Source organism: Bacillus sp. DU-106, from assembly GCF_004799705.1.
Classification (GTDB): Bacteria; Bacillota; Bacilli; order Bacillales; family Bacillaceae_G; genus Bacillus_A; species Bacillus_A cereus.
The window spans coordinates 1,087,893-1,100,266 of record NZ_CP026607.1 but is presented as its reverse complement, the minus strand read 5'-3'; the positions used below and the strand labels follow the sequence as shown (position 1 = coordinate 1,100,266).

Below are 12,374 nucleotides of genomic sequence, written 5' to 3'. Positions count from 1 at the left end.
CTTTTATCATATCATTTGATTCTTAATTTTTTGCGAAAGAAAACCTTAAAATTTCCTTAAAAATTCCATAAGTTACAAAATGATGATATGATATTCGAGAAAATTAGGAGGGATGTTTATGTACCAAGCAAATATTTTACTCGTTGATGATGAAACAGCAATTTTACAATTACTAACTACCATTCTTGAAAAAGAAGGCTTTTCTCATATTACAACTGCAACATCAGCTGAAATGGCTTTATCTCTAACTAAGCAAAACAATTACGATTTAATTATTTTAGATGTAATGCTTCCTGGACAATCTGGTTTTGATATTTGTCCAATCATTCGCCAACAAACAGATTGTCCAATTTTCTTCCTATCAGCAAAAGCATCTGATTTAGATAAAATATCCGGATTTTCATACGGTGCAGATGATTATATTACAAAACCATTTAATCCATTAGAAGTAGTAGCACGCATGAAAGCACAGCTTCGGAGACATATGAAACAAACCGTACCACACGAACAAAAATCACACTCGATTTCATTTGGAAGATTTGAAATTGATCAGCACTCTGCAGAACTAACAGTAGATGGGCACATTGTCGAATGCTCCGCTCAACTCTTTCAACTACTACTCTTCTTTTGCGAGAATCCGAACTACGTATTTTCGAAAGAGGAAATATACGAAAAAGTTTGGGGAGCACCTGCCTATAATGGCGATGACAACACTGTTATGGTCCACATTCGAAAACTACGTGAAAAAATTGAACATGATCCAAGTAAACCAGAATATATAAAAACCGTTCGCGGGCTTGGTTATAAGTTCGTTACAAAGTAGGGTGACGATATGAATTTTAATAAACGACTTATTATTCAATTTATCATGCAACACGTTTTTGTTTTAGTTACATTACTTATCGCTGTAGTTGCTGCTTTTACTTATTTAATTTTTCTTCTTACTAGTACTTTATACGAACCTAATATTCCAGATTCTGATAGTTTTACAATTTCAAGATACATCTCTTCAGAAGATGGGCATATTTCGTTACAATCTGAAGTGCAAGATTTAATAAAGGAGAAAAATGATTGGCTCCAAGTTGTAGATGAAAACGGAAAAGTCCTCTACCACTTTAATACACCAAATGATGTTCCGAATGCTTATACGAAGACATCTTTAGTCGCATATATACAACATCATATCGAAAGTAATTATAAATTTACATATTGGGAAATTGAATTAGAAGAAAAGAAAGTACTTGTTATTTATGGTGGTATGTTAAAAAGCAATGCGTTACTGACAGCAATTCAAAAGGATCACTCCTCTTTAACGATGGATTCGTTCACATTAACAGATCAAGAAAAACAGTTACTGTCTAAAGAAAAAGCAGCACTTCAAATATTTAATCAAAATGGCGAAGAGGTTTTTGCCTATCCAGCTGGAAAGAAAAAAACATTTTCAGCAATACAAATCGCCCTTAATGAAAAAGAACCGTGGAATCATAAAGAAAATACGTCTAGCTTTTACGATGCAAATAGTGGCAACCTTCTCGTTGTAACTGCAAAAAAGGAGCACTACTATCCAGGTGACGAAATTGAAGATGTATTTACTAAGAAGTTTCTCATCGGATGCGGATTAATCCTTCTTATCGTATTTGTTTATTTAGTCATTCTTTCTATTTGGTACGGTAATAAATTCGGGAAACCGTTATTACATGCGATGCGCTGGCTTAAAAATATCGCTGGTGGAAAGTATGAAGAACCTATTAGTAAAAAAGGAAAACCCGTCAGGTTCCGGCGATCTGGTAAAGAAAAATGGTCATTCCGTTTATTTAGAGATGTAACAAGTTCACTAGAACACCTTTCTATTACACTCAAAAAAAATGATGCGATGAGGCAAGTCCTCCAGCAAACACGAGAAGAATGGATTACCGGTCTAACACACGACTTAAAAACACCACTTAGCTCTATATATGGCTACGCATTATTACTCGAATCGAATCAATATAACTGGACTGATCGTGATATTCAGCAATTTGGTAGTGTTATGAAAGAGAAATCTCAATATATGACGACATTAATTGATGATTTAAGCTTAACGTATCAATTAAAAAATAACAGCCTTCCTGCCCAACACGTAAACGTTGAAATCAATCAGTTCGTTCAAAAAGTGTTATTGCAATTTATTAACAATCCAACACTCCAAAATCAAAATATTGAATTCGTACCGAGCTCAAATAAAATTCAATATTTCATTGAAGAAAAATGGTTCCAGCGTATTATCGAAAACTTACTCGTAAATGCTGTAAAACATAATAACGAAACAACTACTGTCATCGTAAAATTATCACAAAACGCTAATTCCTTTACACTCTCCATTTCAGATGACGGAAAAGGAATGGATGAAAAAACGAAAGAACTTCTATTTGAACGATATTACCGCGGAACAAACACAGAAGAAAGCAACATCGGAACTGGACTTGGCCTAGCCATTACAAAACAGCTCGTTCATGCTCATAACGGAACAATTTCCATTGATAGTGCACTCGGAAAAGGAACGACGATTATTCTTGTATTTCCGTTTCGTTCGTAGGAAAGACGCTATGTGGCGTCTTTTTTCTTTTCTGGGGTGATTTTACAGTGATTGAAATTATGTGGATCGTTTTTTTGAGGTGTTTTATCGGTATATGAAATTATATCGGCGCAATTCGAATTATATCAGCGATTTTTTGAATATATCAGCGCAACTCGAATTATATCAGCGATTTTCTAGATATATCGACTTACCGACAAAAACCGACAATACTAACCTGCTTCCCTACTATACAAAGTAAAAGTAAAAATAAAACTATTAACAAATACATTTCTAAACTGTTATACTATAAATAGAAGTATAAACTAACTAAGTTTTGCATAAAATGAAGTAGACGAGGTGCTTCCAACACCCCGTCACTGCAACTAATTACCGCAAGGTGGAAGGTTGCAACTAAAGCTTATTTGCGCTTAGAAGACTTCCCACGCTTCGCAGGCTGACGGGTGGTCTTCTTTTTGCGCTTTTTTTGCCGTTAATTTCTTAAATCCAAAAACTATACCTTCTCTAGCTATAGTTTTTGTAATTTCCAACAAAATTTGCAAAAGAAATTCCATACGATTACACCTCCTTTCTTCACAAAATGAAGAAAGGGCATAACCTTCCACCCGCAATATTTAATTGCTATTTTATTTTACCATTTTCATATGTATTACAGATAAAACAATACAAATTTAACAATCCACTTATAAAAAAAGCGAACCATCTCCCAATGATTCGCTCTTACCCTATTATTTTTTCTTCACCGGTATCCAAAGCTCTACTTGTGCAAACTCACTCTTATCTTCGTGGCAACGCTCATCGTACAGTTCAAACTCTGTAACTCCGCAATGTTCATACCCTGAATGCGGAAACCATTCTGAGAATACTGCATTCCAAGTTTGGTGGATAGACGATACCATTTCTTCATGAGGAACTTTCGGCGTTGTAAATACTGCATATGTTGCTGCCGGGAAAGTACGCTTTGCAATTTCATTTGGTACATTTTCAAAGTCTGTAACTTCCATTCCGATAATGTAAGTGAAGTCCCCTGTTTCTAAATTAAAATCAGTACATAATCCAAGCTCTACCCATTGGCTCGTATCTTTACGATTCGGAATTGTTGTCCCAAGATCTTTTTGTAAATATTCTTGCCAAAATGCTGGAATGTCTTGATGGTTTTTCCCTTCTTTACTTGTCGTCTTCAGTTCATAACCCGCCACTAAAAATTCTGGTTTATTTACAATACAATATTCCATTTGTATACCTCCTAAATACGGATTTAATTTTCTTTGCTTTACATTTACTCTGTAATACATCGGTGTTTCGATTTCTTGTTTTCGATATTCACTCGGTGTCATTTGAAATAATTTTTTAAAGGCTCTCGTGAACGTTTCGTGAGATTGAAAGCCATGTTCAAACGCGATATCAATAACTTTTTCATCCGTATGAGAAAGTTGATAAGCTGCCCGGGCTAACCTCCTCTTTCGAACATACTCCATTACCGTATCACCTACTAACGCCTGAAATACACGATGAAAATGAGACTCAGAAAAACCTGCAACCCGCGCTAAATTACGCAGCGTTTGTTTTTCCATTACATCTTCCTCAATATAATCAATTGACCTTTGAATTTGTGTTTCATAGCTTTCCATCTCTGTTCACCCGCCTTATATGTATTATGATAAAAGAGAACGCAATCCAATTCTTGACGTTTTTTACTATAATTCCATAAAAAATTGTAACTTTTTTATATGTATTTCGTTGTTATGTATGAAGGGAGGGAAATGTAGTGAAACGTAAACAATCATTAGAAGAAATTTACTCAGAGCATATGCAAGATTTATTTCGCTATCTTCTCTCCCTAACCGGAGATTCCCACTATGCGGAAGATCTCATGCAAGAAACATTTTACCGAATGCTCGTCCATATTGACTATTATAAAGGAGAAGAAATTAGGCCTTGGTTATTTACAATTGCCTACAATGCCTTTATCGATTGGTATCGAAAAGAAAAAAAGTATAAAACAACTACAGTGGAAGAATTCCATTTACCAAACGTGCCAAGTACAGAACATGGATATTTCGTAAAACATGAGATTGCTAGTTGGTTAGACCGTTTATACGCTCTTCCGCTCGAAAGACGAAATGTCCTACTACTACGAGATTACTATGGATTCTCCTATAAGGAAATAGCAGAAATGACTGGTCTCTCATTAGCGAAAGTGAAAATTGAATTACACAGGGGACGGAAAGACACGAAAAGCATAAAGGAGTGATACGGATGGGTTGTACAGAATTTAAAAAACTATGGAAGAAGTATGAAAATGGAACGCTCACGCATGATGAACAAGAACTGTTAGAAAGTCATATTGAGTCATGTGAAGAGTGTGAAGCTTACTTAGATGAGCTGTTAACAAAAACAGAACCAATTAAGAAAAAGTTACCTCCAAAAAATCTTAAAATTCCTTTTTGGAGAATTAAGTGGAAACATCGTTTACAAACGTTTGGTTTTATATTATCAATTTGCATCGTTATCTATATAATCGGCGGGGTATTATCAGCCTTTTATTTTCAAGCTAATAATGATAAAAGGCTAGAAGAAATTAGAGAGGTTCCTTCGCTTGCACTTGAAGCAACGATCCCAAATAGCCGCGTTATGGGAGGCGGAACAAGTGTAGAAGCTTTTTTCCGTACGAATAGCCAATTTGATTTAGTACGAACCGTCGGTAAAAAAGAAATGCCCCTCGGTACAATAGAAACAAAAAGCTTCTTATCATCTGTAGATGTTACGAAGCGAACTTGGATGAATCCGTTCTATCAACCAAAACTCTTCTTTGTTCATCCAAAAACAGAGCAGGGTGATTATTTAAAGGATTCATCAAAAAAAGTATGGGATACACTTGCAAAAGTACATGATGGAACCGTTGCAGAAGTAGCAATTTCTTTTGATAAAGCTTACACTTTAAAAGAATTAGAACCGCTTTTATATAGCACATTTGAGGCACAAGAACTCCCTCCAACTCCTTTATGGTATGCTTTAGATACAGGACAAGAAAGAAAAAATGTAGATGACTATATCCTACATGGCGGAGAAGCTATAGGGTTTCCAGAACATGTAAGATTCCTCGCTAATGAAACTGACGGGCAGAAAACGCAAGAAGACAAAGTAACCGAAATGATGCGCGTCCTTTCTATCCATAAAAAAACGGTAAGCAAAATAGCAGCGCTTTCTGAGAAAGAACTAAACTTAGATAAACGTTATGAATATGTAAAAGAGAATGGCGTAAAAGTATACGGCATTGTCATTACTGGCCCGTCGAAAGAGTTATTAAAATTACAAAACTCCCCGCACGTACGTTATGCGACTCTTGGAGATATTGAGATTTGGAATTGGTTTGATCATTAATAAAAAAGAAGTAGCGCTCTAAAAACGATGCGCTACTTCTTTTTTAATTCGAAATCACTTTCACATACATCCCTCTCACCGCTTTTTCATAAGCAATATCACTCATCTGTCTTATGTTTTCTGACACAACAGATGCTGGAATAACTTCACCTTCACGAAGTAACGGAGGATCAATAAGACGGACTTTATTTTTCTGATACAAATCGTAATCGTCTCTATCTTCTTTTACTTTTACATTGGGATGAACTTTTCTTAATAAAGCATGGACTTCTGAATCATTACATTGCTGCAATTTCGAAATAAGCTCAGCATCTTCAAGAAGGAAATCATCTGCATGAATAACCTTTTTATGAAGAGCTAACTTTAACGTTTTCACTAACATATCATTTCCGTAAATATTCATTGGTTTCATAAAGAAATCGATTACTTCTTTGTAATACGTTTCTGTAAACCACTCTGCCATTTCGATACTTTGAAGGACCATTTTCCCCTCTACTGCGATAATATCCTCTAAAAATCTATGAACCTCTTCTAAAGAAATATATCCGTATGTATACATATCTCGTAACGTATAATCCACTCGATCTGCACATAATTCGGGCGCTGACCTTTCCAGTAATGTCCACTTCGAATCATCTAATAAAATATCTTCATAGTTATAACCATGCTTCGCAAGGATCGCTGGAATTTCTGAGTTTTTCACAACAGAACTAAATATCTCTTCATGATAACTTTCATCTTCATTATCAAAAACGTAATCAATCACGTGGGAAAAGGCAGTATGCGATACGTCATGCAGTAAACTAGCGATCTGTTCTTCTACTGAACCACCTAGTTTTTTAACTAATAACATAACACCAACTGAATGATCAAAGCGCGTTACATTCCATTTCTCGTTCACTAAGTAACTTGCGCCATTTTGATGAATTCCCTTTAGTCTTTGCATAGACTTACTTGAAATTAATTCTTCTACTACTTGATCCACTTCAAATTCTCCGTATAGTACATCTGATATGATCACTTACAATCCCCCTTTATTTTAATCGAGTCTTATAATCGTATCTCTTTTATGAAATTAGCACCAACATAAATATTTATTTTTATTTGTTTTTATTAAAAAAAATAGAGAGCCATCAACTCTCTATTTCATAACCCCTATTCAAACGTAACTTCTACCTGCACAATCTCCGACCTACTACCAAGTCTAAGCGGGGGTCCCCAAAATCCAAATCCAGAAGAAACAATTGCGTGGAACGCACCTTTTTGTGCGTATCCCCAGTCTAGCTCGTACATTCTTCTCGTTACAATATGATTGGGCGCCATTTGTCCGCGGTGCGTATGACCGGATAATAATAAATCTACACCTGCCGCTGCTGCTTGTTTCAATTCAAATGGCTGGTGATCCATTGCGATAACAGGCATCGATTTATCTACCGTACTCATTAATTGTTCAAAGCTTTGGCGATCTCGCTCTGTTTTATCTCTTCTTCCAATGAGATAAAAGTCATCTTCAATTGTAATTACTTCATCTAAAAGAATACGAATATCAATCTTATCCATCTCTTGTAAAAACTCTGGAACTGCTCTGCCGTAATATTCATGGTTTCCTAAAACGCCATATACGCCTAATGGAGCTTTCATTTGTTTCATGATTGGTCCCATATTCTTTTGAATGAACACACCTGGATGATCATCGATAATATCACCTGGCAGTAAAATAATATCAGGTTCCATCTCATTTACATGACGAACAAGTCTTTTTAAATGCGAAACGCCAGACAGTTTACCGAAATGCATATCAGAAGCCATCGCAATGCGTAAACTTTTACGCCCCTCTACCTTTTTCGGTATGTGCACCTCGTACTTTCTTACTACCGGACTATACGCATTAAATACTCCATACGCAAAGATAAAGATAAATGCAACTATCACAGCCGCCCCTGTCCAAATAATTGCCGCTTCTTTCTCTACTGAAAACTGTAAAAGAAAGACCATAATATCAGCTAATGGCAACAACATAAGCGCATATTGTATGACCGCAAACCAAATCGAACCTATAGTTCGCAGAAATGGCAAAAACTTAAACACTTGCACGAGAATGTACGCATATGAAATAAATGCGACTATGAAAGCATAATATCCCCAAGATTCCCAGCCAAATACCGCATGAAGCCAAACCCATCCGTTCCAGCCGATGTAAAACATAAGTAGTGTGTATATAATTAATATGGTAAATATATTGAGATAACGAAGATTCTTCACAGCCAGCCTCCTTATTGATTTCTTTTATTATAACTTGTTATGCACTTATAACGTAAATATTAAGCGCTTCAATCTTCAGAATAAGAACATTGATAAACATATTGTCTTAAAATTTTTAAGAACGGCTGTAATGGACATTTTCGAGTCTTAAGTGTTGGATGAAATTCTATTATCTTTATCCTTCAAAACTCATCTATGCAATTATGCATAACCATCCATTACGTTTTATTTTCATGTTACGATATAAATGTAATACGACATATATCGACAAAGATAAAAGGAAGTGATTGTATGAAACGTTCTAAAACCTACTTAAAATGTTTAGCATTATCCGCTGTTTTTGCTAGTAGTGCTGTAACTCTTTCAACACCTGCTACTTACGCTCAAACGACGTCACAAGTTGTAACAGATATCGGGCAAAATGCAAAAACACATACGAGCTATAATACATTTAATAATGATCAAGCTGATAATATGACAATGTCTTTAAAGGTAACTTTTATCGATGACCCAAGCGCTGATAAACAGATTGCCGTTATTAATACAACTGGTAGTTTTCTAAAAGCAAATCCTACTATAAGTGATGCACCTATTGATAACTACCCAATCCCTGGCGCTAGTGCAACATTACGTTATCCTTCACAATATGATGTTGCATTTAACCTTCAAGATAACAGCGCTCGTTTCTTTAACGTAGCACCTACAAATGCTGTAGAAGAAACGACTGTAACATCTAGCGTATCTTATCAACTTGGTGGCTCTGTTAAAGCTTCTGTAACGCCTAATGGACCTAGCGGTGAAGCTGGTGCAACTGGTCAAGTCACTTGGTCTGACTCTGTAAGCTATAAACAAACTAGTTATAAAACAAATTTAATTGACCAAACAAACAAAAACGTAAAGTGGAACGTATTCTTTAACGGATATAACAATCAAAACTGGGGTATTTACACACGTGACTCCTATCATTCTTTATATGGAAACCAACTTTTCATGTACTCTCGCACATACCTATATGAATCTGATGCAAAAGGTAATTTAATACCGATGGATCAACTTCCAGCATTAACAAATAGCGGTTTCTCTCCTGGTATGATTGCTGTTGTTATCTCTGAAAAAAATACAGATCAATCTAACTTACAAGTCGCTTATACAAAACACGCCGACGATTACCAACTTCGTCCAGGCTTCACATTCGGAACTGCAAACTGGGTTGGAAACAACGTAAAAGACGTTGATCAAAAAACATTTAATAAATTGTTCACACTAGATTGGAAGAATAAAAAATTGGTAGAGAAAAAATAAAGAAAACCGAACCGCCACTTAGATGACGGTTCGGTTTTTATTTAAATCACAAAATCCTCCGGAATAAACACTTTCACTTCTTTCGGCTGTACGTATACGAAATCACCCGCTTGAATGCTGAGATGCTTGAACTGTTCTTTACTTATTTCTGCTTCTAAGTACTCATCTGTTCCATCTCGTTTTAATTCTACATATACGACAGGTCCAACTGCGTGAGAGTATGATACTTTGGCCGGGATTGCATCTACGCTTTGTTTCGTACGAGAGATTGATAAGTCATGCGGCCTTACGTAGGCTATTCCGTCTACGTTGGAAACGTGCTTATGCTCTGGTGCTTCTAGTTCGACCGACCCTACATTTAGCTTTCCTTTATGAACGCGGCCGTGAAATAAATTTACATTTCCTAAAAAGTCATATACAAACGGACTTGCTGGGTTTTCATATACTTCTTCCGGTGTTCCCATTTGTTCAATGCAACCTTCATTCATTACAACGATGCGGTCTGCAACGTCTAACGCTTCTTCTTGATCATGTGTTACGAATACGCTCGTAATTTGAAATTCGTCATGTAATTTTCGGAGCCATCTTCGTAATTCTTTTCTCACCTTTGCATCGAGTGCACCGAACGGTTCATCGAGTAATAAAATTTTCGGTTCGACTGCAAGTGCCCGGGCTAGTGCAATACGTTGACGTTGTCCACCAGATAATTGCGCTGGATAACGTTTAGCAAAGCCATCCATTTTTACGAGCTTTAATAATTCTGTTACCTTTTCTTCTATCGCTTCTGCTGACGGTCTTAAGCTTTTCTTTCTTACTTTTAAACCGAAAGCGACATTCTCAAATACATTCATATGTTTAAAGAGCGCATAGTGCTGAAAGACGAAACCGACTTGCCTGTTTTTCACGTGAATGTCTGTTAAATCTTCTCCATCAAATGAAATAGAACCTTCATCCGCTTCTTCTAATCCTGCAATAATGCGTAATAACGTCGTTTTCCCAGAACCTGACGGGCCTAATAAGGCAACAAGTTCACCTTTTGGAATATCCAAATGAATGTCTGTTAGTGCTTGAAATGTACCATATTGCTTGGATACACCTTGAATTTGAATACTCACCGTAATCCCCCTCTTATTGTCGTTTTTCCATTCGCCATTCAATCCAGTTTTTTATAACGAGTGTAAACACTGCAATTAATGACATTAACGTCGCTACTGCAAATGCTGCTGAAAATTGATATTCATTGTACAAAATTTCAATATGGAGCGGCATCGTGTTCGTAATGCCACGCACGTGACCTGATACGACAGAAACGGCTCCAAACTCACCGATAGCACGGGCATTACATAGAATCATGCCGTATAAAAGACCCCATTTTATATTTGGAAGCGTAACGCGCCAAAACATTTTCCAGCCACTTGCGCCAAGTGATAAAGCTGCCTCTTCTTCACTTTTCCCTTGCGCCTGCATAACCGGAATTAATTCACGTGCAACGAACGGGAAGGTTACAAAGATTGTTGCGATAATAATGCCTGGTACAGAGAAAATGAGTTTCACTCCATGTTCAAGTAACCATTCGCCAAGAGCACCCCTCGGTGTGAAAAGTAAAACGAATACTAATCCTGCGATAACTGGTGACACAGCAAACGGCAGTTCAATAAGAGAGAGTAATACTTGTTTTCCTTTAAACTGAAACTTTGTAATAAGCCATGCCGCTGCGATTCCGAATACCGTATTCAGCGGTACAACGATTAACGCAACGAGAAGCGTTAATCTAATTGCTGAAAATGCTTCTTGATCTGTAATAGCGGCAATGTATACATCCATCCCTCTTTCAAAGGCTTTTAGAAAAATAGTTATGAGTGGCAGTAATAGAAAGAGAGATAAAAATAAAACTGTAATCGTAATTAATATGCCTGGTACAAGCTTAGATTCTTTTTTAGCTGATACGCTTTTTACTATTTTCTTTTCTAATAATGTTGGTTCCATTTTCTCTCCCCCTATTCACTTTTTAGTTCATGCCTTCTACTCCAGCTTTGAATCATATTAATAAGAAGAAGGAAAAGGAGGGAAATAATAAGCATCACGGTCGCTACAGCTGTTGCCCCCGCGTAATCATATTGTTCTAGTTTTGTCATAATCATGAGTGGTGCAATTTCTGTTTTCATCGGCATATTACCTGCGATGAAAACGACAGATCCGTATTCTCCTAATGCTCTTGCAAATGCGAGTGAAAAACCTGCAAGAAGAGCGGGAAAGATTTCTGGTAAAATGATTTTCACAAATATTTGCAAGCGGGATGCACCTAAGCTCGAAGCTGCCTCTTCTACTTCTTTATCAATATTTTGCAGCACTGGTTGCACCATTCGAACGACAAATGGTAAACCGATAAAAGTAAGCGCAACGATAATTCCGAGTGGTGTAAAAGCTACTTTTATATGCAACAGACCAAATATTTTCCCAATCCATCCATTTTCCGCATAAAGCGTTGTAAGTGTAATACCAGCTACAGCTGTCGGAAGTGCAAACGGTAAATCAATGAGTCCATCTAATAGTCGTTTCCCTGGAAATTTGTAGCGTACGAGCACCCAAGCTATTAATAAACCGAAAATGGCATTTACAATAGCCGCTACCAATGAAGTTGTAAAACTAACTTGATAGGAATGCAACACACGCTCGTTCGTTATAACCCCAGCGAACTTCTTCCAACCTAACTGTGAAGTTTGAATAAATACGGTAGAAAGTGGTATAAGTACGAATAAACTCATGTACAACATTGTAAATCCAAGCGATAATCCAAACCCTGGTAAAACACGCTTCTTCCTCATCCTCTTTCACCTCTTCCCCCTTTAGC

The 12,374-nt window shown here is 36.6% G+C and carries 12 protein-coding genes and 1 pseudogene; 6 read left to right on the top strand and 7 right to left on the bottom strand.

Going from position 1 to position 12,374, the window contains the following annotated elements; translation table 11 throughout:
• Window positions 1-118 precede the first annotated feature (118 nt).
• Together C3Y97_RS05675 and C3Y97_RS05670 are read left to right on the top strand one after the other, a co-directional pair.
• Complete coding sequence (locus C3Y97_RS05675) at window positions 119-823, top strand: response regulator transcription factor (RefSeq protein ID WP_000283871.1); 705 nt, start codon at window positions 119-121, stop codon at window positions 821-823.
• A gap of 9 nt (window positions 824-832) precedes the next feature.
• Window positions 833-2,575, top strand: coding sequence for a sensor histidine kinase (locus C3Y97_RS05670; protein WP_136363181.1), 1,743 nt, complete (start codon window positions 833-835; stop codon window positions 2,573-2,575).
• 410 nt (window positions 2,576-2,985) lie between these two features.
• On the opposite strand, the gene C3Y97_RS27760 is transcribed toward C3Y97_RS05670, so the two are convergent.
• Both C3Y97_RS27760 and C3Y97_RS05665 read right to left on the bottom strand, forming a co-directional pair.
• Window positions 2,986-3,129: a hypothetical protein gene (locus tag C3Y97_RS27760; RefSeq protein WP_006916098.1), complete on the bottom strand. Its 144-nt coding sequence runs from the start codon at window positions 3,127-3,129 to the stop codon at window positions 2,986-2,988.
• A 174-nt stretch (window positions 3,130-3,303) separates the two neighbouring features.
• The gene (locus C3Y97_RS05665) at window positions 3,304-4,206 is read right to left on the bottom strand and encodes an AraC family transcriptional regulator (RefSeq protein ID WP_000446852.1); all 903 of its coding nucleotides are present in this window, start codon (window positions 4,204-4,206) and stop codon (window positions 3,304-3,306) included.
• Window positions 4,207-4,343: 137 nt separating this feature from the next.
• Between C3Y97_RS05665 and C3Y97_RS05660 the strand changes: the two genes are divergently transcribed.
• A complete protein-coding gene (locus C3Y97_RS05660) occupies window positions 4,344-4,829 on the top strand; it encodes an RNA polymerase sigma factor (RefSeq protein WP_121868119.1) in 486 nt (161 codons plus the stop codon).
• 5 nt (window positions 4,830-4,834) lie between these two features.
• Complete coding sequence (locus C3Y97_RS05655; protein ID WP_121868118.1) at window positions 4,835-5,959, top strand: anti-sigma factor; 1,125 nt, start codon at window positions 4,835-4,837, stop codon at window positions 5,957-5,959.
• A 43-nt stretch (window positions 5,960-6,002) separates the two neighbouring features.
• On the opposite strand, the gene C3Y97_RS05650 is transcribed toward C3Y97_RS05655, so the two are convergent.
• Window positions 6,003-6,980: an HD domain-containing protein gene (locus tag C3Y97_RS05650; protein WP_000587075.1), complete on the bottom strand. Its 978-nt coding sequence runs from the start codon at window positions 6,978-6,980 to the stop codon at window positions 6,003-6,005.
• Between the two features lie 134 nt (window positions 6,981-7,114).
• Window positions 7,115-8,221 (bottom strand): metallophosphoesterase, encoded by a 1,107-nt coding sequence (locus C3Y97_RS05645; protein WP_000793729.1) that lies wholly within the window; start codon window positions 8,219-8,221, stop codon window positions 7,115-7,117.
• Window positions 8,222-8,255: 34 nt separating this feature from the next.
• Here C3Y97_RS05645 and C3Y97_RS28325 point away from each other — a divergent pair.
• Together C3Y97_RS28325 and cytK2 are read left to right on the top strand one after the other, a co-directional pair.
• A pseudogene (locus tag C3Y97_RS28325) lies at window positions 8,256-8,369 on the top strand (TetR family transcriptional regulator); the annotation flags it as partial.
• Between the two features lie 143 nt (window positions 8,370-8,512).
• Window positions 8,513-9,523 carry a beta-channel forming cytolysin CytK2 gene (cytK2, locus tag C3Y97_RS05635; protein WP_000830632.1) on the top strand — a complete coding sequence of 337 codons (1,011 nt, stop codon included), beginning with the start codon at window positions 8,513-8,515 and terminating at the stop codon, window positions 9,521-9,523.
• Window positions 9,524-9,564: 41 nt separating this feature from the next.
• Here cytK2 and C3Y97_RS05630 read toward each other — a convergent pair whose 3' ends face one another.
• From C3Y97_RS05630 to cysT, 3 genes are read right to left on the bottom strand one after another with little or no spacing between them, the layout of a single operon-like run.
• The gene (locus tag C3Y97_RS05630) at window positions 9,565-10,638 is read right to left on the bottom strand and encodes a sulfate/molybdate ABC transporter ATP-binding protein (RefSeq protein ID WP_136363179.1); all 1,074 of its coding nucleotides are present in this window, start codon (window positions 10,636-10,638) and stop codon (window positions 9,565-9,567) included.
• Between the two features lie 13 nt (window positions 10,639-10,651).
• Window positions 10,652-11,509 (bottom strand): sulfate ABC transporter permease subunit CysW, encoded by an 858-nt coding sequence (cysW, locus tag C3Y97_RS05625; RefSeq protein ID WP_033695703.1) that lies wholly within the window; start codon window positions 11,507-11,509, stop codon window positions 10,652-10,654.
• An 11-nt stretch (window positions 11,510-11,520) separates the two neighbouring features.
• Complete coding sequence (gene cysT / locus C3Y97_RS05620) at window positions 11,521-12,348, bottom strand: sulfate ABC transporter permease subunit CysT (RefSeq protein ID WP_136363177.1); 828 nt, start codon at window positions 12,346-12,348, stop codon at window positions 11,521-11,523.
• Window positions 12,349-12,374 lie beyond the last annotated feature (26 nt).